17 protein-coding genes and 1 tRNA gene are annotated in these 24,160 nt (G+C 66.7%); 7 read left to right on the forward strand and 11 right to left on the reverse strand.

Going from position 1 to position 24,160, the window contains the following annotated elements:
* Window positions 1–96: 96 nt before the first annotated feature.
* The 3 genes from ACFSCW_RS09095 to ACFSCW_RS09105 form a co-directional block, all read right to left on the reverse strand.
* Window positions 97–1,020: a FecR family protein gene (locus ACFSCW_RS09095; protein ID WP_380888527.1), complete on the reverse strand. Its 924-nt coding sequence runs from the start codon at window positions 1,018–1,020 to the stop codon at window positions 97–99.
* A gap of 45 nt (window positions 1,021–1,065) precedes the next feature.
* Window positions 1,066–1,590, reverse strand: a complete 525-nt coding sequence (locus ACFSCW_RS09100) for an RNA polymerase sigma factor (RefSeq protein WP_380888529.1) — start codon at window positions 1,588–1,590, stop codon at window positions 1,066–1,068.
* Between the two features lie 13 nt (window positions 1,591–1,603).
* Window positions 1,604–1,679: transfer RNA gene (locus ACFSCW_RS09105), tRNA-Glu, on the reverse strand.
* Window positions 1,680–1,783: 104 nt separating this feature from the next.
* On the opposite strand from ACFSCW_RS09105, the gene ACFSCW_RS09110 reads away from it, so the two are divergent.
* Window positions 1,784–3,124 carry a glycoside hydrolase family 43 protein gene (locus ACFSCW_RS09110; RefSeq protein WP_380888531.1) on the forward strand — a complete coding sequence of 447 codons (1,341 nt, stop codon included), beginning with the start codon at window positions 1,784–1,786 and terminating at the stop codon, window positions 3,122–3,124.
* Here ACFSCW_RS09110 and ACFSCW_RS09115 read toward each other — a convergent pair.
* The 5 genes from ACFSCW_RS09115 to ACFSCW_RS09135 are packed head-to-tail and all read right to left on the reverse strand — an operon-like array spanning window position 3,118 to window position 6,912.
* Window positions 3,118–3,948, reverse strand: a complete 831-nt coding sequence (locus tag ACFSCW_RS09115; protein WP_380888532.1) for a phytanoyl-CoA dioxygenase family protein — start codon at window positions 3,946–3,948, stop codon at window positions 3,118–3,120. The two genes, ACFSCW_RS09110 and ACFSCW_RS09115, sit on opposite strands and share 7 nt — an antisense overlap.
* An 11-nt stretch (window positions 3,949–3,959) precedes the next feature.
* Complete coding sequence (gene fghA, locus ACFSCW_RS09120) at window positions 3,960–4,805, reverse strand: S-formylglutathione hydrolase (RefSeq protein ID WP_380890072.1); 846 nt, start codon at window positions 4,803–4,805, stop codon at window positions 3,960–3,962.
* Entirely contained in the window at window positions 4,802–5,185 is a 384-nt protein-coding gene (locus tag ACFSCW_RS09125) for a VOC family protein (RefSeq protein WP_380888534.1), read from the reverse strand. Before ACFSCW_RS09125 ends, fghA begins: the two co-directional genes overlap by 4 nt.
* 15 nt (window positions 5,186–5,200) lie before the next feature.
* On the reverse strand, window positions 5,201–6,313 hold the full coding sequence (locus tag ACFSCW_RS09130; protein ID WP_380888535.1) for an S-(hydroxymethyl)glutathione dehydrogenase/class III alcohol dehydrogenase: 1,113 nt from the start codon (window positions 6,311–6,313) through the stop codon (window positions 5,201–5,203).
* Window positions 6,310–6,912: a class I SAM-dependent methyltransferase gene (locus tag ACFSCW_RS09135; RefSeq protein WP_380888537.1), complete on the reverse strand. Its 603-nt coding sequence runs from the start codon at window positions 6,910–6,912 to the stop codon at window positions 6,310–6,312. The genes ACFSCW_RS09130 and ACFSCW_RS09135 overlap by 4 nt, the downstream gene beginning before the upstream one ends.
* 121 nt (window positions 6,913–7,033) lie before the next feature.
* Here ACFSCW_RS09135 and ACFSCW_RS09140 point away from each other — a divergent pair, with 121 nt between their 5' ends.
* Window positions 7,034–7,426, forward strand: a complete 393-nt coding sequence (locus ACFSCW_RS09140) for a hypothetical protein (RefSeq protein ID WP_380888539.1) — start codon at window positions 7,034–7,036, stop codon at window positions 7,424–7,426.
* On the opposite strand, the gene ACFSCW_RS09145 is transcribed toward ACFSCW_RS09140, so the two are convergent.
* The 3 genes from ACFSCW_RS09145 to ACFSCW_RS09155 are packed head-to-tail and all read right to left on the reverse strand — an operon-like array spanning window position 7,423 to window position 17,167.
* The gene (locus ACFSCW_RS09145; RefSeq protein WP_380888540.1) at window positions 7,423–9,228 is read right to left on the reverse strand and encodes a ShlB/FhaC/HecB family hemolysin secretion/activation protein; all 1,806 of its coding nucleotides are present in this window, start codon (window positions 9,226–9,228) and stop codon (window positions 7,423–7,425) included. The two genes, ACFSCW_RS09140 and ACFSCW_RS09145, sit on opposite strands and share 4 nt — an antisense overlap.
* Entirely contained in the window at window positions 9,225–14,798 is a 5,574-nt protein-coding gene (locus ACFSCW_RS09150) for a two-partner secretion domain-containing protein (RefSeq protein WP_380888542.1), read from the reverse strand. Before ACFSCW_RS09150 ends, ACFSCW_RS09145 begins: the two co-directional genes overlap by 4 nt.
* Entirely contained in the window at window positions 14,795–17,167 is a 2,373-nt protein-coding gene (locus ACFSCW_RS09155; RefSeq protein ID WP_380888543.1) for a CHAT domain-containing protein, read from the reverse strand. The genes ACFSCW_RS09150 and ACFSCW_RS09155 overlap by 4 nt, the downstream gene beginning before the upstream one ends.
* Window positions 17,168–17,323: 156 nt before the next feature.
* On the opposite strand from ACFSCW_RS09155, the gene ACFSCW_RS09160 reads away from it, so the two are divergent.
* From ACFSCW_RS09160 to ACFSCW_RS09180, 5 genes are all read left to right on the forward strand, one after another.
* On the forward strand, window positions 17,324–18,937 hold the full coding sequence (locus ACFSCW_RS09160; RefSeq protein WP_380888545.1) for an NAD(P)/FAD-dependent oxidoreductase: 1,614 nt from the start codon (window positions 17,324–17,326) through the stop codon (window positions 18,935–18,937).
* Window positions 18,934–19,482: an rRNA large subunit pseudouridine synthase E gene (locus ACFSCW_RS09165; RefSeq protein ID WP_380888547.1), complete on the forward strand. Its 549-nt coding sequence runs from the start codon at window positions 18,934–18,936 to the stop codon at window positions 19,480–19,482. Before ACFSCW_RS09160 ends, ACFSCW_RS09165 begins: the two co-directional genes overlap by 4 nt.
* Window positions 19,483–19,523: 41 nt before the next feature.
* Window positions 19,524–19,883 carry a reverse transcriptase-like protein gene (locus ACFSCW_RS09170; protein WP_380888549.1) on the forward strand — a complete coding sequence of 120 codons (360 nt, stop codon included), beginning with the start codon at window positions 19,524–19,526 and terminating at the stop codon, window positions 19,881–19,883.
* A 134-nt stretch (window positions 19,884–20,017) separates the two neighbouring features.
* The gene (locus ACFSCW_RS09175; protein ID WP_380888550.1) at window positions 20,018–20,872 is read left to right on the forward strand and encodes a hypothetical protein; all 855 of its coding nucleotides are present in this window, start codon (window positions 20,018–20,020) and stop codon (window positions 20,870–20,872) included.
* 5 nt (window positions 20,873–20,877) lie between these two features.
* Window positions 20,878–24,096, forward strand: a complete 3,219-nt coding sequence (locus ACFSCW_RS09180) for a VPS10 domain-containing protein (protein ID WP_380888552.1) — start codon at window positions 20,878–20,880, stop codon at window positions 24,094–24,096.
* Window positions 24,097–24,160 lie beyond the last annotated feature (64 nt).

Here is a 24,160-nt window from a genome sequence, read left to right on the forward strand (position 1 = left end):
GAGACTCCCGTTTGCGCCGACAGCAATTCCAGACTGCGCCCGAGAAGACCTCGGGGCACATCGATAGCAAAAAGGGTTGCGGCGGACGCCGGGGCGCTAACGGTCGCTGTTGCGATCCACCAGGCGCAAAGCGGTGCCCTGGCTGTGCACGTCCACGTCCATGAGCCGCGCAAGATCGCCAACCAACCCCGATCCATCGCCAATCTTCAACACACCCGAAAAGCGCCGGTCCGCAAGTGCGCGGTCCAACACGACCTCGCGTCTCGCATAGCGGCCCACTTCCGCCGCGACCAGCGCCAGCGGCGCATTGTCATAGACGAGCCGCCCTTTCTTCCAGCTCGCGAACTCCTGGATCGGCGCCATTTCGGCAACGTCGTGCGCCGGATCGTAGAGCAGCTTGTTGCCGCTGGTGAGCCGCACCGGATGGTCGAGCGTGGGCGCGCTGACCGACACTGCGCCCTCTGCGACCGACACCCGCGCCACGCCGGTGCCGGTCACGACCTCGAAACGGGTGCCGATATCCTGGATCGAAAGATCACCAGCCTGCACCGTCAATGTGCGGTCCCGCCGGTGCGGGACATCGAAACTGGCGGTGCCGTCCAACGCGAGTTGCTTGCCGCCGTCGCTCACTTGTAACTTGCTGGCGGAGGCGAGCTGAATGGACGATCCATCCTTCAGCGCGACAGTGCGGCTTTCGCCATAACGCGTGCTGAAGATCTGATCCGGCGCCTCGGCGGGAACCATCAGGATCGCCGCTGCGGCAGCTGCTATTGCAGCGCCCGCGCCACCCCATGCCCACCAGCGCCGCCGCGGCGCACGGATGTCCTCGGCGGGCAGGATGACCGCGAGCGCTTCGCGGTGGGCAGTGATGCGGTCATCGAGCAGCGCGATCGAATCGAACGCTTCACGGTGGGCGGAGTCAGCCTCCAGCCACTGCGTGAAGCCGTCCCAATCGGCATCGTCGCTGTTCAGCGCCTGATGCCAAGCGATCGCTTCGTCGATGATCCTTTCGTCCGTCACCAAATCCCCTCTGTGGCCTTGAGACGCCGCGCTTCCCGCAACGCCTCAGTCTCCCAGCATTTTTCTCAAATGCTTCATCGCAACGGCAATGTGCTTTTCGACTCCGCTTTTGCTGATTCCCAGCCGCGAAGCGACCTCGGCGTGACTGAGTCCGTCGATCTTGTGTAGCCGAAAGGCCCGCCGCGCGCCTTCGGGCAGATTGCCGATGGCGGATGCGAGAAGCGCGGCCTCCTCGCGCTCGATCAAGCCCCGTTCGGCATCGGTCCGGTAGTCCGGCAATTCCATGCCCGGTGCAGTCTCGCCATATTCGGCGCCATGCCACGACCGGTCGCGCTGCGCCCGCCGGTTGCGCTCGCGCACCTGGTCCAGCACCAGATTATGGGCGACACGGAACAGATAGGCGCGGCCGTTCGCGATCGGCCCGGCATCGGTGCGGTGGGCGCGGAGCCACAGTTCCTGAGCGATGTCCTCGGCCTCGGCAGGGTCGCCGGTGCGTGCGGTCAGGAAACGCAGCAGCTCCGCGCGGTGCGCTTCGAACAGAGCGGAAAGTCCGGCAGATGCTTCGGCCATGCGGCGCCGTTGCTGGTGACCCCTACGGGACTCGAACCCGTGTTTTCGCCGTGAGAGGGCGACGTCCTAGACCGCTAGACGAAGGGGCCGTGGCTGAAGAGGTAGCGCACCTATGGTTGACGCTACGCCAAGTCAAGGTCGCCGCCTGGAACCACTGGCGGGAGATCAAAGGGGCCTGCCGCGTTGTCGGCACATGGGGTCCCTCAAGGAATCACTTTCGGTCGAGGTATGCGATAGCGGCGCGCTGGAAATCCGCGTTGCCGATCAGCGGGTCAGCAACGCCTATCGGCTCGACGATCGCCAGCATGCAGCCTGGCTCGACCTTTTCCGCGCGATCGCCTCGGATTTCGGCACGCGGCTGCCGCGCAACCGGGAGCGATTCGATGCTCCGCCCGCCGATGCGCGCATCCAGCCCTTGCTGACCTATAACATCCATCCCCGCATTCGCGACGGCTATGGCGACCCGGCTGTGCTGCGGACCGGCGAGGCATGGCATCTGGTCGCCACCTCGAATGACGCGCCAGACGCCTTTCCGATCCTCCGCTCCCCTGACCTGAAGAAATGGAACCTTACGGGCTTCGTCTTTCCGCGAGGCGAAGCGCCAAGCTGGATGATCACGGCCGAGAACTTGGCCGACTACTGGGCGCCGGAGCTGCACAAGGTTGGGCGCGGCTATCTGCTCTGCTTCACGGCCCGCAACAGCGACCGGGAGCTTTGCATCGGCCTTGCCCGTGCGGATCACCCGGAAGGGCCGTTCGTTGCCGACCCGGAGCCGTTGCTGACCGGCGGCGTCATCGATCCGCACCTGTTCGTGCGGGAGGATGGGAGTGCATTGCTGTTCTGGAAAGAGGACAGCAACGCCGTCTGGCCGCGCCGGCTTGCGGTGCTTTTGCTGGAGGAGCCGGAGCTGATCGAGCACCTGTTCGACAACGAGACGGATCGCCGTACCGCCGCATTGTGCGCTGGGCTGTGGCGTTGGGCGCGGACGGCGACGCCGATGGAGCAGTTCTTTTCGCTCCAGCCGTTGATCGAGGCGGTGGTTGCCCTTTACGTGGAAGTAAGCGCGCGCCTCGACAGCCATCCGGAAGTGATCGCAGCCATGCGAACGCCCGTTTTTGCGCAGGCGCTGAGCCCCGATGGACGGACTTTGGTTGGGGAGCGCACGACCGTGCTGGTGAACGATCTCGCCTGGGAAGGGCATTTGATCGAAGGCAACTACGTCACCCGCCAGAACGGCCGCTATTACCTCTTCTATTCGGGCAACGACTTCTCGACTCCGGACTACGGCATCGGCGTCGCGATCGCAGACGATCCGCTTGGACCGTACGTCAAGATGCCGGAACCGCTGCTCCACTCATCGCGCGACTGGTGGGGGCCCGGCCATCCTTCGGTCGCGCCTGGCCCGGACGGCGTGCCGAGATTGTTCTTTCACGCCTTCCCGGCCGGCACGGGCGGATACAAGGCGTTCCGCGCCTTGCTGAGTGCCCGCCTCGCATTCCACCCGGAGTGGGTTGAGGTGCTGCCGCCTCAATAGGCCGGTTCGAGCAGGCCCTGGATCGTGTGTGCCTGCACGATCGGCTCCAGGCGCTCCACGACGCGATAGGTGAGATGATCGCGCACGCGGGACGGCAAGCTGTCGAGATAGGGCTGCGTCACTTGCAGGTCGTGGTGGTGCGCGTTGGTCGCGTCGGGCGCATCGACGCCCAGGACCAGCACGGGGCGCGGCTCGCCCGAACGATTGGCGGTGCCGCGATGCACCGTCAGCGCCGAGCGCGCCGAGATATCGCCCATCTGCGGCATCTTCTGCTCGGCGCGCTCGATATAGCGCGGCCAGAGCTCACGCGGCGGGAACATGCCCTTGGGGCAGCCTTCGAATTGGTCCCATTGCGTGCCGGGCGCGATCTCGAACGGGCCGTGCTCCGCCCGTGTGTCCACCGCTGTCAGGTTGAAGGCCAGCGAGTTGAGCCGCCTGCCCCTCGTGGTCGCCTCGGGTACGGCAAAGTCGCGGTGCCAGGGTTGGTCGGCCGCACCGGGAAACGGGATGTCGAAGCCGATCTCGACGATCTTGTAATCGGGGCCCAGCACCGCCTCGCACACCGCCACGAACCAGGGATGGGTCGCGATGTCGACGAAGCCGCGGATGTGCTCGGGATGGACCTCGACATAGAAACGCTCCGGCCCGCGCGGCAGCGCGCCGCCGGGCACCTCCTTCACTTCGTCCCAGATCGTCCAGATGTCCTCGGCCATGCGGGCGACCCAGGCGCGGTCGAAAGCGCCCTTCAGGCCGATGATGCCGGGACCGTACAGCCCACCCATGATTTCCGCGACGTCATAGTCGCGCCACGCCGACTCGTTCATGACGGCAAAACTTACGAGGCGCGCAGCCGCTCCGCATGCCATTTGAGATGATCGGCCATGAACGTCGAGATGAAATAGTAGCTGTGATCGTAGCCGGGCTGCATGCGGAGCGTCAGGTCGATGCCGGCAGTATCGCACGCCTCACGCAGCAGTGCGGGTCGCAACTGCTCGGCGAGGAACGTGTCTGCCTCGCCCTGGTCCACCAGCAGTTCGGGTACGCGCGCGCCATCCTCAATCAGCGCAACCGCGTCGTATTCGCGCCATTTCGCGCGGTCCGGCCCAAGATAGCCGCCCAGCGCCTTTTCGCCCCACGGAACCTGGCTTGGCGCCACGATCGGCGCGAAGGCGGACACGCTGCGAAACCGCTCCGGATTCCTCAGCGCGATCGTCAGCGCACCGTGGCCGCCCATCGAATGGCCGGTGATGCCCTGACGGTTCATATCGGCCGGAAATTGCGCGGCGATCAGCGCTGGCAGCTCGGCCTCGATGTAGCTCCGCATTCGGAAATGCGGGGTCCAGGGTGTTTCCGTCGCGTCGACATAGAAGCCGGCGCCCTGCCCCATGTCATAGGCCGGATCGTCCGCAACCCCTTCGCCGCGTGGACTCGTGTCCGGCGCGACGAAGATCAGGCCGAGGTCCGAGCAGGTGGCGCGATACTCGCCCTTCTCGGTCACATTAGCGTGGGTGCAGGTGAGCCCTGATAGATACCAGACCACCGGCAATCTTGCGCCCGGCTCATGATCGGGCACGAAGACGGAGAAGGCCATCTCCGTCCCCGTCGCCGCGCTTTGATGCCTATAGACGCCCTGCAGCCCGCCGTGACTGCGCAAGGACGAGACCGTCTCCACTTCGTTCAGGCCTGCACCCGGTGCAGCGCGCAGAGCTTGTTACCGTCAGGATCGCGAAGATAAGCAAGATAGAGCTTGCCGAACGCATTCTCGCGGATGCCGGGCGGGTCTTCGCATGCCGTGCCACCCGCCTTCACGCCCGCCTCATGCCAGGCATGAACCTGCTCCGGATTGTTCATCGCGAAACCGATGGTGCCGCCGTTCGCATGGCAGGCCGGCTCGCCGTTGATTGGGTTGCTGATCATGAAGACCGAGCCATTGTGCCGATACGCCACACGCCCCTTCTCGTCCTTGAAACCGGGCTTGCCGCCGACGCTGCCAAACAGCGCATCGTAGAAGCTCTTCGACCGATCGGTGTCGTTGGACCCGACCATGACGTGACTGAACATTCCTCTCCTCCCTTTCTAGTAAACCACAACGCTCCTGATGCTTTCCCCCTTATGCATCAGGTCGAAGCCTTTGTTGATCTCGTCGAGCGTGAGGACGTGGGTGATCATCGGGTCGATCGCGATCTTGCCGCTCATGTACCAGTCGACGATCTTGGGCACGTCGGTGCGCCCCTTGGCGCCGCCGAACGCGGTGCCACGCCAGTTGCGGCCGGTGACGAGCTGGAAGGGCCTGGTCGCGATTTCCTTGCCCGCTTCGGCGACCCCGATGATGATCGAGGTGCCCCAGCCGCGGTGGCAGCATTCGAGCGCCGTGCGCATCACTTCGGTGTTGCCGGTCGCGTCGAACGTATAGTCCGCTCCGCCGTCGGTCAGCTCCAGCACTTTCGCGATCGTCTCCTCGCGCGACAGGCCCTTGGAGTTCAGGAAGTCGGTCATGCCGAACTGGCGGCCCCATTCTTCGCGAGCGGGGTTGATGTCGACACCGATGATCTTGCCCGCACCGGCGAGCTTTGCGCCCTGAATGACGTTCAGGCCGATGCCGCCGAGACCGAACACGACGACATTGTCGCCGACCTGGACCTTGGCGGTGTTGACCACCGCGCCTACGCCGGTGGTCACGCCACAGCCGATATAGCAGCTCGTCTTGAAAGGCGCGTCCTCGCGGATCTTAGCGACCGCGATCTCGGGCAGCACCGTGAAGTTCGAGAAGGTGGAACAGCCCATATAGTGGTAGATCGGCTGGCCCTTGTAGCTGAACCGGGTGGTGCCGTCGGGCATCAGCCCCTTGCCCTGCGTCGCGCGGATCGCGGTGCAGAGGTTGGTCTTGCCGCTGAGGCAGCTTTTGCACTGGCGGCATTCGGGCGTGTAGAGCGGGATCACGTGATCGCCGGGCTTCACCGAGGTCACGCCCGCGCCGACCTCGCGCACGATGCCGGCGCCTTCATGGCCGAGGACGCTCGGGAAAATGCCCTCGCTGTCGAAGCCGTCGAGCGTATAGGCGTCGGTGTGGCAAATGCCCGTCGCCATGATCTCGACCAGCACTTCGCCGGCCTTCGGACCTTCGAGGTCCAGCTCGACGATCTCCAGCGGCTTCTTCGCCTCGAAGGCAACCGCGGCGCGCGTCTTCATCCTACTTGCTCCCGCTCCCTGACGGCGGGCGCATCGTCGGCGACCCGCGATTGAAAGATCCATATCCGCGCCGGCGGCAGATTGCGCCACACCCGGTTCGCCAGGGTGACGCGGATGTCGGCCGATCGCGGCAACGGCGCTTTGACGCCATAGCTATACTGTACGAACGGTGCGCCGGGCGGCAGCAGCCGCAGCAGCTCGCGCACCAACGCGACACGCTCGTGCTTGGGGAAATTGAGCAAAGGCAGGCTGGAAATGATCGCGTTGAACGGGCCGAGTTCCTTCATCCGCGCGGAATCGCTCGCATCGCCCTCGACCACATCCAGTCCGGCAAACCGCGCTCGGAGCATACGGGCGAACGTCGGATCGCGCTCGATCGCGACGACCTTCTCAGGACCCATGCCGCGCCGGATCAGCGCCTTGGTGACCGCGCCGGTGCCGGGGCCGAGCTCCAGCACGCGACCCGGCATCGAGAAATCCACTTGCGCCGCCATCGCTTCGGCAAGCGCCGGACTGGACGGCGTGATCGCGCCGATCGCACGCGGATTGCGCGCCATCCGCTGCACGAAGTTCAACCAGTCGTTCACGGGGCCGCTCACCCGCGCCCCATGCAGGCTCAAACGCCCGAGCGCAACGGGCTAAGCAGTGGCGCCGCATGTCCGTCTGACCTCGACCGAGCTGCCCAGTCCGGGTAGAACAGCAGCCGGGGGAGAAGGACCGATGGGGCGGATTTTACTGATCGTCGCCGGGGCGGTGGCGTTGACGATGGGCGGCATCGCCGCCGCGCAGACCGTGCTGGTGGCGCGCGCGGTGGGGCCGAACGAATGGCGGCTGGAAGGCGGCAGCGCGACCGGGACGCTGCGCAACATCCGGCTGCTCGCCGGCCAGAAGATCATCCTGATCGATCAGCGCGGCACACGCGAGATCAACGGGCCAGGCGAGTTGGTACTGCTATCAAAGCCAAAGGGGCCGGCCGAACCGGTGGTATCGCTGATGTACCGGCAGATGCGCGACAACCGTGGCACCCGGACCGGCGGTGGCGTCCGCGGCGCAGGCACTCAGCCGGAAGCAGGGGAATGGGAACCGCTGACTGCCCGCGATCCCGCGTCCTAGCGATAGCCGAACAGGACGAGCGGATGCACCGTGACGAGAAACTGGAAGCCGCGATCCTGCAAGTCGCGGCGGCCCACGATCGGCGCATCCTTTAGCGACTTGGCGTAGGTGATGCGCGCGGAGAACGCTTCCGACGGTATCCAGGCCAGCGAAGCACCGGCGCCCGCGATCCAGCGCGGCGACGGATCGGCGGGGCCGATATTGTCGACATAGGCGCCGTCCACGAATGCGGACGCGACGAAGGCGCCAAGGTCGATGCCCGATGCGTCGGCGTTGCGGCCGGACAGGCTGAACGGCTGCGCCAGCTCGATCGATCCGACCACGCCGCGGTCCGCGAGGATCAGGTTCTCGCGATAGCCGCGCACGCTCGCCGACCCGCCGACCGAGAAGCGCTCCGCGGTATAAAGGATATCGTCGGTCCATTGACCGGAGAGCCGCGCGCGGAGTTCCAGCCGGCTCGCCGACAGGCGGCGGGCATAGTTGAGCTGCGCCGTGATCAGCTTGAAGTTCTGCGGCGGCTGGAGCAGCCCGGGAACGTCGGTCCGCGTGCCGTCCAGCCCCAGCGTGCCCGCCAGCGATACGGTCAGCGCCTGGGTGGGGCTGCGATCGACGAAATCGACCAGCCCCCTGAGCGCGCTGTATTCGGCGCGCCCGCGAACCGATCCCGGGGTGAAGGAAAACGGCTCGCCGAACAGGAACGTCGTCGTCCGCCGATGGACGAAATTCAGGCCGACGCTCAACGCCCGTGCCGAGCGCCACCCGCCGCCTTCGACCGGCAGCAGCGGGCGCCGCAGCAGGGTGTAGCCAAGCCCCGCTTCGACGAAGCGGTCGCGCGCTGAAATGTCGAGCGCGAGCAATTGCGGATCGATCACCGCCGCGTCGTTGTAGCCGCCGCGCACGTTCAGCCGCAGGTCGTAATCGAACAGCGGCGTCGAATAGCTGGCCGTCGCATCGGTCGCGCCGCTGGTTCGGCCGACCTCGAACGCCACCACGTCGGTGCTGGCCAGCAGGTTGCGCATGCTGCCGCCGATCGCGGCTCGCTCGCCGCCGACGGAGGGCGACCGGTTGTTGGCGACGGTCACGTACAGGTCGTAGCGCGGCGCCGGATCGACGGTCAGCACGAGCTGCGCCTCGCCCGCCGTCTCCAGCGCTTTCAGATCGGCCCGCACGGTTCGGATCGCCGGATCGTCGGAGAGCAGCCGGAAATCGCGCTCCACGGCGATCGCATCGACGGGCCCTTGCTGCGCCGCTGCGGCCCGCGATGCGATGAAGCTGCTCGACAGGCCGCGTCGGCCGCCCTGCCCCCATTCGACCTTCACCGGCGGCTTGGTGCCGTCGGCCGAACCGAGCCGGCCATAGACGAGCTTCAGCTTCAGCGTCCCGCCATCGGTCAGCGGCGGCTGCTCCTCCACGACGACGCCGGTGTTCACATAGCCGTCGCGGATCAGCGCGGCGTTGATCAACTGGACTATGTCGATCAGCGTCGCAACCGCGACGGGTTTGCCGATCAGGCCATTGCGCGCGAACTGGTTGCGGACGAAGGCAGCGTCGAAGGCTTCACCTTCGGCAAACTGAAGCTGCACCGTTTGTCCGGGAGCGGCGACCGCCGCGTGCCGGGCGTGCGGCATGCCCTTGTCCGACGCCGGTGCATTGATCGCAGTCACCGCAACGTCGCCGAGCGTCACCGTGGCGGTGCTTTCGGCCTCCAGGGGTTGGGCAGGCGCCTGCTGCGCAACCGACGGGAAGGCGGTGCCCGCCAGGAGCAGCGAGAGCATGGCCGCCAGCGGCCGCGGCCGGCTCAATGGCATCCTCCCGTTGCGCCTGCCCCTTCGATCCCGCGCGTGCCCGTCAAGCTGAAAGGCCCGAGCGCTTGCACGGCGAGCTGGCTCGTATCCTTGGCGCTGCGGACGCTGGTGCATTGGCCGCGCAGCACTTTCGACGCGTCGATGATGTTGAGCTCGCGCACCGTTGTGCCGCTGCTGACGTCCTGCACCGTGCTGTCCACCACCAGCGATCCGTCCACCGACAGCCGGTTGATGCGGTCCGCCGATCGGATGAAGAAGTCGGATTGTATCTGCACGTTCGCCCCGCCCTGCTGGCCGAGCGCAAGGATGTCCCCGCCGTCCGACACGATCGCGAACGGGGCGGCGATGGTGATCCGGCCGCCCGTGCCTGGTCCGGACGAAGTGGTGATCACGCCCGATTGGGTCGCACCCGAAAGCAACAGCAGGCCGCCCGGCGGCATCTGGATCGTGATCGCTCCGGCCGGACCCGAGACGGAGTTCGTATTGATGCTGCCGCCATCCAAAATCCGCAGGAGCCTCGGCCCGGAAATCAGGATCGAGCCGGCCGCGCCCGGCGGATCGACCGCCTGCGAGCGGATCAAACCTTGCCCCACCTGACCCGCGAACGTGTTCTCGCTGGCGATCTCGCTGCCAGCGCCGATGATGTCGAGCGTGGCCGCACGCAGCGTGATCGCGCCGGCCGGCGCGGCGCTGGCCGAGGAGGTCTGCACCTTGCCGCCGCCGACGATCGAGGCGCTGTTCGTCGTCAGGTCGATATTGCCCGACCGCCCGCCGCCAGTCCCGGCGCTGGACGAGAGCTGACCGCCCGAAGCCTGGAATGTCTGGCTGACCGCGACGATCTGGCCGGCATTGCCTGCTCCGAAGGTGCTGGTGCTGATCGATCCGCCGGCGTCGAGCGCCAGCGTCGGCGCGTCGATCTGGATGCTGCCGGCGTTGCCGGTGGAGGAAGCTTCGGAGCGGACAGCGCCACCGGATCCGACCCGCAGTTCGGCCGCCTTGACCGACACGGCGCCGCCCGCACCGCGCGTTTCGGTGGAGGTCGCGATGACGCCATTGTCGCGGACCAGCACCTTTCCCGTGGCCTGGACGCCGACATTGCCGGCATCACCAAGCGCAACGCAGCTTCCGTCGCCGCAGCGGTCCGAATTCGAGGAAATCTGGCCGCTTTTTTCGACGAGCAGCGACGCGCTTTTGGCGGTCACGTCGCCCGCTGCACCCGCACCGAACGTATCGGATGAAATCGCGCCGCCGCTCACTTCGACGCTTCCGGTCACGTCGACCAGCACGTCGCCCGCCGCGCCCGTCGATCCCGCCGCCGCCAGCGAGTTGACCGAGCCATTCGTCTCCACGCGCAGCGCGCCGCCGCGGATGGTGACGCCGCCAGCCGAGCCGCTGCCCGCCGTCGCCGAGGAAATCTGCGCACCCGTGCGGACCAGAGTCAGCGTATCGGACTGGACAAGAACCTGCCCGGCGTTGCCGGAAGAGCCGGCCTGGCTTTCGGCCGTCGCCCTCGCGCCGTCGGCAAGTGTGATGTTGGTTCCACGCAGCGTCACGTCGCCGGCACTGCCGGGACCGGCCGTCGAGGAGGTGATCGTGGCGCCGCTGGCGGTGAGCTTTGCCGCCTCGACGGTGACGCTGCCGGCTGTACCCATCGCGCCGGTGTCGGCGCGGGAGGTGATGAGGCTGCCCGACGAGAATTGCGCGTCCGAGGATGTCACCCTGACCGACCCGGCATTGCCAGAAGCCAGGGTCTGCGACGAGATCGCCGCGCCGTTCTTCAGCGCAAGAGTGTTGGCGGCGACCGTGACGTTGCCCGCCATGCCGGTCGAACCTGCCTGAGCAGCGGAAGCAATCGTGCCAGCGTCGCTGTTCAGCGTAGTCGCCGTCACATTCACTTCGCCTGCCCGGCCAGTCCCGAAGGTCGAGGAGGAAATCTGTCCGCCGCTCTTGAGGGCGATATTGGTGCCGTTGACCGTGACCTGGCCCGCATTGCCCTTGGAGCCGACTTCGGCATCGGCCGTGATCCCGCCACCGCCGCTGAGCATCAGCGTCGTCGCGCCAACGGTGACGGCGCCGGCATCATTCTGCCCGCGCGTCGACGAGGTGATCAGGGAGTTCGCGCCATTGACGGTGACCGTCCCCGCGGCCACGGTGACGCGTCCGGCCTTGCCCGTCGCCTGGCTTTCGGCGCGCGAGCTGATCTGGCCGCCGTCAGCGAGGTTGAGGTTTGCGGCGGCGACCGACACCTGACCACCCGCGCCGGTGCCGGAGGTGCTGCTGCTAATTGTCGCCGCCCCGGCCACGTCGACATTGCCAGTCACGTCGACCAGAACATCGCCGGCAGCGCCGGTCGACCCGGCCGCCGCCAGTGAGTTGACCGACCCGTTCGTGTCCACCCGCAGCGCGCCGCCTCGGACGGTCACACCGCCCGCCGATCCGCTCCCCGCTGTGGCCGAGGATATCTGCGCACCGGTACGAACCAGGGTTAGCGTGTCGGACTGGACGAGAACCTGCCCGGCGTTGCCGGAGGCACCCGACTGGCTTTCGGCAGTCGCCTTCGCGCCATCCGCCAGCGTGATGTTCGTTCCCCGAAGCGTGACGTCGCCGGCATTGCCCGGCCCCGCGGTCGACGAAGTGATCGTGGCGCCGCTTGCCGTGAGTTGCGCGGCCTCGACCGTGACACTGCCGGCCGCACCGGTCGCGCCGGTATCTGCGCGAGAGGTCACCAGACTGCCCGAGGACAGTTGTGTGTTGGAGGACGTGACGCGAACCGAACCGGCATTGCCCGAAGCGAGGGTCTGGGACGAAATCTGCGCGCCATTGGACAGCACCAGATTGTCCGCTGCCACCGTGACGTTGCCCGCCGTGCCGCTGGAACCAGTCTGCGCCGCGGAGGCGATCGTGCCGGCATCGCTGGTGAGCGTGCCGGCCGTGACGCTCACTTCGCCTGCACGGCCTGTGGCGAACGTCGAGGATGAAATCCGGCCGCCAGCGGTGAGCGCGATGGTGCCGCTATTGACCGTCACCTGACCGGCATTGCCCTTGGAGCCGCTTTCGGCGTCGGCGGTGATCCCGCCGCCGTTGCTGAGGGTGAGCGCCGTTGCGCCGACGGTAACTGCGCCCGCATCGTTTTGCCCAAGCGTGGACGATGTGATCAGCGAATTCGCGCCGTCGACCGCGATCGTGCCCGCCGCGACATCGACGCGCCCCGCTTTTCCGGTCGAGCGGTTTTCGGCACGCGAGCTGATCTGGCTACCTCCGGTCAGGCTGAGGCTGTTCGTGGCCGCGACCGATACCTGGCCGCCTACCCCGGTGCCGGACGTGCTGCTGCTGATCGACGCGCCATTGGTCAGGGTTAGGTCGGTGCTGCTCACCCGCACGTCGCCGGCGGGCGCGGTCGATCCCACCTCGGCCGACGACGAAATCACCGTGCCGTCGAGGGTGATGGTCGGCACGGTGATGTCGATGCTGCCGCCACCCAATCCGGCATTGTTGACGGTCGCCCGGATGCTCGCGCCGGATTGAACATTGAGCGCGTTTGCGGCGATCGTGATCGAGCCGGCGCGGCCCGATCCCTGGTTCGCGGCCGAACTGATCCGGCCGAAAGTGCGGAGATTGATGCCGTTGGTCGCCGTGATGTTGACCGTGCCCGCATCGCCCGAGCCGGTTTCGCCTTCAACCGACTGCGCGCCCACGAAGCCGCTGTTTTCGATCAGGAGGTCGTTGGTGTTGACGGTAACGCTGCCACCGTGACCGCGTCCGAACGTGCTCGAAGAGATGCCCGACCGGCCGCCGCTTACCCGAATCTGGTCGGCATCGATGCGCACCGAACCGGCATCGCCAGAGCCGAAGGCGGACGAGAGCACCTGGGCGTTGTCGAGAGTCAGCGTTCCCGTCGTGATCTCCACCGATCCGGCGTTGCCCGTCGAGACGAGCCGCGGAATGTCGTCGAAGATGCTCGCTTCCGAGTTGATCTTGGCGTCGTTCAACAGCGTGATCGCGTTCGCCTTGATCCGGACGGCGCCGGCATTGCCCGCGTTGAACGTGTTCGTCACCACGCGCGAATTATTGTCCATCAGCAGCGTGCCGACGTTCAGGTTGATGTCGCCTGCATTGCCGGTGCAGGTCGCACCGAAGCAGTTCACCACGATGCCGGTCGAGTTGTCGGAAATGTCGAGCGTGCCGGCAGTGACGTTGACGGAGCCACCCTGCCCTGAGCCGAAGACCTGGCTGGCAAGGACGGAGCCGCCCCGTATCTTCACCTGATCGGCGGCAAGCGTGATCGACCCAGCCGGCCCGGTTGCCGACGCCAGGGTCGAGCTTTCCATGCGCGAGCCGCCGAGAAGCTGAATCCGCGCTGCGCTGACATTCACATTGCCGCCGCGCGAAGCGTTCAGTGTCGAGGCGGTAATGCGCGAGCCGGTAAGATCGAGATTGCCGGAGAAATGCGCGTCCACGTCGCCCGCGCGTCCGGTCGAGCCGCCGAGATTGCGCGTGTCGATGAAGGAATTGCCCGTAAGCGATGCACTCGCCGCGTTGATGCTGAGCGCGCCCGCGTCGCCCGCGCCGCTCGTCTGCGCGAACAGGATCGAGAAATTCGAGAGGCTGAGCGCGCCGGACAGGTTCAGGCTGACCAGCCCCCCGCCACCAACGGCCGTGGCCTCGCTGCCCAGAGCCGACGACCCGGTGAGCGAGAGCGACTGCGCCTTGACGGACAGCGGCCCGGCGGCGAGCGTCGCCGTCCCTTTCGCGCGCACTTCCGCTCCGACGAGGTTGACGTTGCCGGCCAAGAGACGCGTCGCGCCGCCCCTGCTGACGAGGGGGGTATTCATTAGCGTCAGCGTCCCGGTGGCCGTCGAGGCCAGCGGGTCGAGGCGGTCGAGCTGGAGGTCGGATGTGCCGACGGCCGCCAGATCGACGCGTGCGATATCGGGCTGCGAGAACTGGATCAGCACGTCTCCGCCGCTGAGGTGCAACGTGCCGGTGGAGGGCATGAACGCGGAGGTGACCCGATCGACGGTGATGTTGCCGCGCGCGCCGACGAAGCCGAATTTGGCCGGTGCGTCGATCGAGAAGCTGCCGCCCTGCGGCGTCGTCATGGTGAAGGTCGGGCCGGAGGCGAACGCAAGCTCGCGCGCGGTGGAAACATAGATCGCGTTCGGCACATTCAATCGCGCGCCGAAGCCGAAGATCACGCCCGCCGGATTGAGGAAATAGACGTTGGCATTGGCGAACGACGTGGTGTCCAGCGTTCCCGAAATGGTGGAGGCCGTGCCGCCCGTCACCCGGTTGACGAGGTTCTGGACCCCGGTCGCCTGTTGCGGCGTCGCCAGCCACCGCGCGGTATCGCCGTTCGCAAGATCGAAGCGGCTGAAGCTGTGGAACAGGTTCGGGCCGCTCGCCGTGCCGCCGGTGATGTCGACGATCGTGCCGTTCTTTACCGCGACCGTACCGAGGCTGAGAGCAGGCGACACATCGGCGGCGATGTTGGTCTGCGCCTGCAGCGCCGCGATGGGCGCAAGGGCCGCAAGTGCGGAGGAGGCGAGCCAGAGACGGCGGGGCCTCACCGCCATCCTCCCAACAAGATGAAGGCCGACCAGATATTGGGATTCGCCAGCTCCGGCCCGGATTTGATCAGCGAGAGCTGCGCCTCGCGGAGCGCCTCGCCGCGCGATTTGCCGGTTCGTAGATTGTCGTAAAAGGCCTTCATCAGCCGCACGGTGCCGAGGTCGTTGACCTGCCAGAGCGAGGCGACGGCGCTTTGCGCGCCCGCCTGCACCGCTGCGCCGGCGAGTCCCATATTCGCCTGATCGTCGCCCACTGCCGTCTCGCAAGCGCCGAGGACGATCAGGAACAGCTTCTGGCCGCGGGCTTCGTTGTCGGCGACCAGATCGCGCAGCTCACTGAGCGGGATGGAGTCGCCGTCCGCGACGATGAAGGCGCGATCGGCCCGGCCGTTGAAGCTTGCGTGCGTGGACAGATGCAGCACGTCGAAATGCCGTCCGTTGAGCGCCCGCTCCAGGTCGGCCCTGCGGAAATTCTGAACCAGGATGCCGGTCGTGCCGGCGGCCGCCTCGCCCTCTTCGACCGTCCCTTCGAGCCTGGGAAAGCGGCCGGCCGGCAAGTCGACTTCCTTGGCAAGCGCGAGCGCCAGCACGGCGGGCTGCCCCCGGAGCGAACGGCCCGGATCGGCAAAGCCCAATGCCGGCGTGGCGATCACCCGCGCCCGCTCGACGAGAAAATGATTGTCTCCGTCCATCAGCGCGGCGAACGGCAAGGAACGAAGCGGCCCGTCGGGCACGACGATGATCGTGTCGACGCGCTGTGCATCGACCACCGGCTTGACGAGAATATCGTAAAGCCGGTGCGCTGGCTCTCGCCAGCCGTCGCCGCCGGTGCTGGCGGCCGAGACGAACTGGTCGACCAGCTTCGCGACATCCGCGCGGCCGACCTTGGCGGGCGAGACCAGCCGCTGGAAGCCGTTCGAACCGGCGGTCGCGTAGATCAGCTCGACCCGTTCGCCGAGCAGCACCGGATACAGCAGCAGCTCGCCGGGGATCAGGTCGGCGGGCCGCAGCGGATCGCGCGCGGGGACGCATTCGCTGCCGAACACATTCTGCAGCTCGGCCTGACGGTAGCGTTCGATGATGGCCTGGGCGCGGTCGATCGCGCCGAGATCGTTCGGGCCCGCCGAAAGCTCCTGCTCCGATGCGCGTTCGAACACTGGCCGCAGCCGAAGCTGGAACATCGATTCCTGAGTGATCGGGTCAAGCTGGGGCAGCAAAGGCCGCACGCTTTCCAGCGCGCGGTAGGCGGCCGCGATGTGCGCGGCACGATTGGCTGGGTCCGCATCCGCCATCTTCAGATACCAGGTGGACAGGCGGACCGGCTGCGGTTCCTGCGCTTCCAGAAGGATCGCTTGCGACAGCAGCCCGCGCCCTTTCAGCGGCTGCCCCTGCAGTCTCGCCAGCTCGGCGAGCATCGCCAGGCGATAGGCTTCAATTCCGGGTTGCGACGCGGTTGTCGAGCGCAGCGCCGCCAGCGCGGCAGCAATGCGCGGGTCGGCCTCGCCGGTCTCCAGCAGCGTCTCGATCGCCCGTAAAGTGACCTCACCGCGGATGCGCGGATCGGGAATCGTCACGCCGGCGTCCATCGCAGCCAGCAGACGCGTCTGGGCGTCACTGCGCAGCATCTGGGCGATCACCCGATCGCGCGACGCATAGGCGATGCTGAGGCGCGCCAGTCGCAGGTTCGCGATCGCCGCGACTTGCTTGTCGCCGGCCGCGGAAGCCGTCTCCGCTGCGCAGTCCAGCGCCGCCGCGGCGGTGAAATAATCGCCCTCGCGGTCGAGCGCATCGGCCAGGGTCGGGGCGCAGGCGCGCATCGTGTCTGCCGCCGCCTTTTCGGCGTCGTCGTTCAGGCCGCGGCTGTCCGCTCCGGTGGCAGGCGGCGCTTCGGCGACGGCCGTGAACCCGAGCTCGAGCGCAGCGCGCGCGGCGATGCCTGGCTGTTTCGCGTTTTCCGCCAGCCGGTACGCGGAGATCAGATATTTCTTGGCTTCCCGGCCCGTGCCGTTCTTCGCCACGCGCATTGCGCGGCCCGCCGAGAGGCACGCCTTCGCCTGCACATCTGTGGAAGCCGAAGCGCCCTGTCCTAGTGAGGAGACTTGCTGCAGCGTGCGCAGCGCTTCGTCGCCACGGTTTGCGGCTCCGCTCGCAAGCACTGCGTCGCTCTGGTCGACAAGCGCATCCAGCTTCGCACCGTCGATGCTGACCGCGGCGCCCTCATTCCCGCACACATCCGCGATGGTCGTGGCCGAAGCCGCGTTCCAGGGCAGCGCCAAAGTGAGAAACAGGAACAGCGCGGCAGCGATTTTGCCGAACGGCAATCGGCCCAGCCCGCGGTTCCCCGCACAGACCCACGACAGCCGCTTCATTGCCCCTGACACGAACCGGCCCCCTTTCCCGTTCATGCGATTCGACGTGGGTAACACGCGGTTAAGTAATAAGGAACCGCGATGTAATCATGCCGACGGCCGAAGTTCCTGAACCGCCATGTTGGCGCATCGTCGCCTGCGGGCTACGGGCGATCGATGCTTCGCCTGACCGACCTTATTCTGCCGCTCGACCATACGCCGGAAGCGCTCCCCGCTGCGATCTGTAAGCGGCTCGGCATTGCCCCGGGCGACCTGCTCGACCACGCCGTCGCGCGGCGGGCGCACGATGCGCGCCGCAAGACCAATATCCAGCTGGTCTATACCGTCGACGTGCGCGTGAGGGACGAAAGCGCGGTGCTCGCCCGCTTGCACGGCGACCGCAATCTGGGCCCCACGCCGGACACGAGCTACAAACCCGTCGCACAGGCGCCGGCCGGATCGAAGCGGCCCGTCGTGATCGGCACCGGGCCGTGCGGCCTGTTCGCCGGGCTGATCCTTGCGCAGATGGGCTTCCGGCCGATCATCCTCGACCGCGGCAAGGTCGTGCGTGAGCGCACCAAGGACACTTGGGGACTATGGCGGCGCAGCGTGCTGAACCCCGAGTCCAACGTGCAGTTCGGCGAAGGCGGCGCCGGCACCTTTTCCGACGGCAAGCTGTACAGCCGGATCAAGGACCCGCGCCACCTCAACCGCAAGGTGCTGACCGAGTTCGTCAAGGCCGGCGCCCCGCCCGAAATCCTGACCGAAGCGCACCCGCACATCGGCACGTTCCGTCTGGTGACGATGGTCGAGAGCCTGCGCGAGACGATCGAAGGGCTGGGCGGCGAATACCGGTTCCAGACCCGCGTCGACGGGATCGATATCGCGACCGATGCGAGCGGCGAACGGCGCGTCCGCGGCCTGCACCTCCACACCGGCGACTATCTGGAAGCAGACCGCGTGGTGATGGCGATCGGGCACAGTGCGCGCGACACCTTCGCCATGCTTCAGGCCGCGGGCGTTTATGTCGAGGCCAAGCCGTTCTCGATCGGCGTGCGGATCGAGCATCCGCAGTCGTGGATCGACCGCGCCCGGTTCGGGCCGAACGCCGGCAACCCGATCCTGGGCGCCGCCGAATATCACATCGCGCATCACTGCAGGAACGGGCGCACCGTCTACAGCTTTTGCATGTGCCCCGGCGGAACCGTGGTTGCCGCGACGTCCGAAGAGGGGCGCGTTGCGACCAACGGCATGAGCCAATATTCGCGGAACGAGCGCAACGCGAATTCCGGCTTCGTCGTCGCCATCGACCCCGCGCGCGACTATCCCGGCGATCCGCTCGCAGGCATTGCGTTCCAGCGGCACTGGGAGTCGCTTGCCTTCGTCGCCGGCGGATCGAACTACAAGGCGCCTGCGCAGCGCGTCGGCGACTTTCTGGCAGGCCGTCCGTCGGAGGCGCTCGGCAGCATCGTCCCTTCCTATCGCCCGGGCGTGACGCCGACCGACCTAGCACAGTGCCTGCCCGATTTCGCGGTCGAGGCAATGCGCGAAGCGATCCCGGTTTTCGGGCGGCAGATCGCCGGCTACGATCATCCGGATGTGGTGATGACCGGCGTCGAGACGCGTACGTCCTCGCCAGTGCGCTTCACACGCGGTGCGGACTTTCAGAGCCTGAACACGGCCGGGCTTTTCCCCGCCGGCGAAGGCGCTGGCTATGCCGGGGGCATTCTGTCGGCGGCAGTCGACGGCATCAAGGTCGCCGAGGCGGTCGCGCTGAGCCTGGCCGCGTGACGCTGGTCCTGTTCAACAAGCCTTACGATGTGCTCAGTCAGTTCACCGATCGCGGCAGCGCGGGCTCGCCGCGACGCACGCTTTCGGACTTCATCGACATGCCGGGCGTCTATCCGGCAGGCCGGCTCGACCGCGACAGCGAGGGGCTGCTGCTGCTGACCGATGACGGACGGCTGCAGGCGCGCATTGCAGATCCCAAATTCAAGATGCCCAAGACCTATCTCGTGCAGGTTGAGGGCGATGTCACTGAAACTGCCCTCGCCGCCCTGCGCAATGGCGTCCAACTGAAGGACGGCCCGACGCGTCCGGCCGAGGCCGAACGGATCGACGATCCGCAATTATGGCCGCGCGACCCGCCGATCCGTGTCCGCAAGAGCGTGCCCGATAGCTGGATCCGGCTCACGATCCGCGAAGGCCGCAACCGCCAGGTGCGCCGCATGACGGCCGCTGTCGGGCATCCGACATTGCGGCTGGTGCGCTGGCGGATCGGCGATTGGACGATCGACGGCGTGCCGTCCGGGGAATGGCGATGCGACCCCGCGTGAAGGTGTTTTTCGATGGCGGCTGCCGTCCCGATCCGATCGGGATGGAAACCGCGGTCGTTGTAAAGGGTCGCACCTATATTCAGCGGGGCCTAGGCGTCGGAACCAGCATGGACGCCGAATGGCTGGCGCTGATCCACGCGGTCAAAATCGCGCACGATATGGGATTGTCGGACCCGATATTCCTTGGCGACGCCCTGGCGGTCGTCAATCAGGCGAACGGCACGGTGAAATGCAGGGAAGCGTTCGTGCGGCATCTCGCAGAACTGGAGACGCTCAGAGTGGCTTCGGCGCCATTGAATGTCCGCTACGTCAAACGAACCCAGAACCTTGCCGGCATCGCACTGGCCAGGGACCGCAACGGCAGGCACGCTCGCGAGGCTCTGACAAAAACGCCCGGATAGCTTGGCACATCTCTGCAGGCTCCATCAACGGGTTCGGCAAAAGCCCGCGGGGGATCGACAAGCGTCGGAACGAGGCATTGCCAAGCTTCGCGCCACAGCGCATTCCTCCGCGAAAGTCTGCAGGGGAGAACTTCGTGAGACAATGGATGCTCGCTGCTTCGGCGGCGTTGTTGTGCGTGCCTGGCGCGGTGTCGGCGGCCGAGCCGAGTGCCGACGAGTTGGTTGCGAAGAATCTGGCAGCGCGAGGCGGGGCCGAGGCGCTGGCGGCGCTCAAATCGGTCAAGTTCGACGGCAAGCTGATCTTCCCGGGCGATTTCCAGCTCACCTACGAAGAGGTGCGTGCCCACGAACCGGCCGGGGACGCCGTCCGCATCGACGCCGCTATCCAGGGGCTGACTTTGGTCCAGGCCTATGACGGTTCGAACGCCTGGCGCATCAATCCCTTCCAGGGCCGCCGCGACGCGGAGAGGATGACGGGCGACGAGGCCCGCTCGCTGGCAGATTCCGCGCTGCTGAACGGTGTGCTGCTGAGCGCCAAGGCGGACAAGGCGCAGGTCTCTGCGCTCGGCCGCGAGGACTTTGACGGGACCTTGGCCTACAAGCTGAAGGTGGCGCAGCCCGACGGCGACGAGTTCGTCTATCTGCTCGATCCTGACACGTTCCTCGAAATCAAGATGACCGAGACCCGGCGCCTTCGCGGCGCGCTACAGGTCACCGAGTATGAGCTGGGCGATTACGAGAAAGTCGGGGGCGTCTATTTCCCGATGTCGATCGATAGCTGGCAGCAGGGCCAGTCGAACCAGCGCCAGCGCGTGATCATCGCGACCGCCGAGGCCAATGTCGCCGCGCCTGCGTCGCTGTTCGCGCAGCCTGCGGACAAGCCGGCGCCGGCCGCTGCCCAGCCTGGCGACGTGCAGCCGGAGAAAAAGAAGAAGGAAACACCGCCCGACGGCAAGACTCCTTCGGCTTCTCCCTCCAAGGCACGGTGATCCCCATGCGCAGCATTTTGTTTTGCACCACTGCCCTGATCCTCGGGGTTCCTGCTCTCGCCCAGACCGCGCCGGTCACTGCCGATTCCGCGGCAATCTCCGGTCTCGGCATCCGCAACATCGGCTCGGCGCAGATGTCGGGCCGCATCGCCGCAATCGCCGCCCGCCAGGAAAAGGACGGCAAGATCACGCTGTTCGTGGGCTCGGCGTCCGGCGGCGTCTGGAAGTCCGAAGACGGCGCGACGACCTTCCGCCCGGTCTTCGACAAGCAGCCGGTCCAGTCGATCGGCGCACTGGCGCTCGACCCCACCAACCCGCAAGTGGTCTGGGCCGGAACCGGCGAAAGCTGGACGCGCAACTCCGTCTCGATCGGCGGCGGCGTGTTCAAATCGACGGACGGCGGCGAGAATTGGGAGCTGATGGGGCTGCCAACGACCGAGCGGATCGTCCGCATCCTCGTCCACCCCAAGGACGGCAACACCGTTTATGTCTGCGCGCCGGGCCGGCTCTGGTCGGATTCCGCCGACCGCGGTCTCTACAAGACGACGGACGGCGGCAAGACGTGGACGCAGATCCTGAAGGCCGCGAACCTGTCCACCGGCTGCTCGTCGGTCGCGATGGACCCGTCGAACCCCGAGCGGCTGCTGGCGGGCACCTGGGACTTCCGGCGCACCGGCTGGGACTTCCGGTCCGGCGGCCACGGCCCGACCGCCGCGTCGGGCAGCAGGCTGATGGAATCGCTTGATGGCGGCCGCACCTGGCATGAGCTGAACGACGGCAATAGCGTGGGCCTGCCCAAGCAGCCCTGGGGCCGCGTCGAAGTCGCCTTCGCGCCGTCGAAGCCGAGCACTGTCTATGCGTTCGTCGAGAATGTCCGCTCGGCGCTCTATGTGTCGGAAGACGGCGGCAAGACCTGGGCGGAACGCGACCGCAGCCAGGGCATGGTCTGGCGGCCGTTCTACTTTGGAAGGCTCGTGGTCGATCCGACCAACGACAAGCGCCTGTTCAAGATGGGCTATCACATGATCGGCTCGGAAGATGGCGGGAAGAGCTTCACCGATTCCGCCCAGTCCAGCCATGCCGACTGGCACGACGTCTGGATCAATCCGAGCAATCCCAAGCAGTTGATCGGCGGCGACGATGGCGGCCTTTGGATCAGCGAGGATGGCGGCACCAAATGGCGGCACGGCCTCAACCTGCCGATCAGCCAGTTCTACCATGTCAGCGTCGACGATCGGGATCCGTACCAGGTTTATGGCGGCCTGCAGGACAACTCGTCCTGGGTCGGCGACCAGGAATATCCCGGCGGCATCACCAATCAGCGTTGGGAAAACCTGTATGGCGGCGACGGCTTCTGGGCCTTTCCGGACCCGTCCGATCCCGACTATGCCTATGCCGAATATCAGGGCGGCAGCATCTCGCGGATCAACCGCAAGACGCTGGAGCAGCGCGATATCCAGCCCAAGGGCGGCTATAAGGAAAAGCTGCGGTTCAACTGGAACACGCCGATCCATATGTCGCCCAACGAAAAGGGCACTTTGTATATCGGGTCGCAGTTCCTGTTCCGCAGCCGCGATCACGGCCAGACCTGGGACCGCATCTCGCCGGACCTGACGACCAACAATCCGCTCAAGCAGCGCCAGGAAGAATCGGGCGGCATCACGGTCGACAACTCGGCGGCCGAGATGCACACGACCATCTATTCGATCTCGGAAAGCCCGAAGGCGCCGGGCCAGATCTGGGTCGGCACCGATGACGGCAATGTCCAGCTCACCCGCGATGGCGGCAAGGGCTGGACCAATGTCACCCGGAACCTGAAGCTACCCAAGGATAGCTGGGTTAGCTGGGTCGAGGCGAGCCGCTACGATCCTGCGGTCGCCTATGTTGCGGTCGACCGGCACACGGTCGGCGACTTTGCGCCCTACATCTTCCGCACCGGCGACTACGGGCGGACCTGGAAGCCGCTGATCGGGGCGAAAACGGGCGGCGTGCGCGGCTATGCGCATGTGGTGAAGGAGGACCGGCTCAACCCGAACATCCTGTTCGTCGGCACCGAGTTCGGCCTCTATTCCTCGATCGACGGCGGCGCGCACTGGGCGCAGTTCAAGCCGAACAACTTTGCGGACGTGGCCGTTCGCGACATCGCGATCCAGGACCGCGAGGACGATCTGGTGCTGGCGACGCACGGCCGCGGCATCTGGGTGATCGACGATGTCAGCCCGCTGCGGGCGCTGACACCTGACAAGCTTGCCGCGAACGCGGTGCTGATCCCGGGCCCAGCGGTGCAGCAGCGCATCCAAGGTAATGGCGGCTGGGCCGAAGGCGATGCCGCCTATGCCGGCGAGAACCCGCCCGACGGCGCCGTCATCACTTACTACCAGAAAGCGCGGCACGTGATCGGGCGCATGAAGCTCGAAGTGCTCGACGCGAACGGCAAGGTGGTCGACGAGCTGCCGGCCTCCAAGCGCAAGGGGCTGAACCGCGTCGTTTGGTCGATGCGGACCAAGCCGCCCCAGGTGCCGCCTGCCGCCTCGATCGCCGGCCGCTCCACGCAGGGGCAGCGCGTGCTGCCGGGCCAATATACGGTGCGGCTGACCAAGGCGGGTGAAGTCTCGACGGCGCCGATGACGATCGCGCTCGACAGGCGCGCGACGTTTACGGTGGCCGACCGCGAGGCGCAGTTCGCCGCGGCCGAACGGGTCAAGGGCCTGTTCGCACGGATGAGCAAGCTGGTGGCGGAAATGAACGCCGCCCGCGCCAAGGCCGACCAGATCGCGGCCGATCCCAAAGCTTCCCCCGCTGCCAAAGCCGAGGCCAAAGCGCTCGAGGACAAGGTGCAAGCGCTGCGCACCCAGGTCGTCGCCACCAAGGAAGGCGGCGCGATCACCGGCGAGGAACGGCTGCGCGAGAATATGGACTATGCCTATGGCGCGGTCACGTCGACCGAGCAGCGGCCCACTCCCTATGCGCTCGCTCGCGTCGATGCCTTGGAGAAGGAACTGGGCGAAGTCGAAAGCGCCTGGGCTTCACTCTCCGGCGACGCGGTGAAGAAGCTCAACGTCACCGCCGAAGCGATCGGGCTCGAACCGGTCGATCTGACCGAGGTCGAGGCCGATGAGGAGGACGCGCGCGGCGGCCGGGTCGAGGCGCTCGCACGCGGGCTCGTCGGCACGCGCTTCGTCGGGAACATGGGCGCGCTGATGGAGCAGGGCGAGAAGGAATAGGCCTTCGACGATCGCCGCGGGCGAGACCGGGAAACGCGCACAATCGTCGTTCCCGGCTTCGTTC

It is taken from the genome of Sphingomonas tabacisoli (assembly GCF_042678385.1).
Taxonomy (GTDB): Bacteria; Pseudomonadota; Alphaproteobacteria; order Sphingomonadales; family Sphingomonadaceae; genus Sphingomonas_B; species Sphingomonas_B tabacisoli.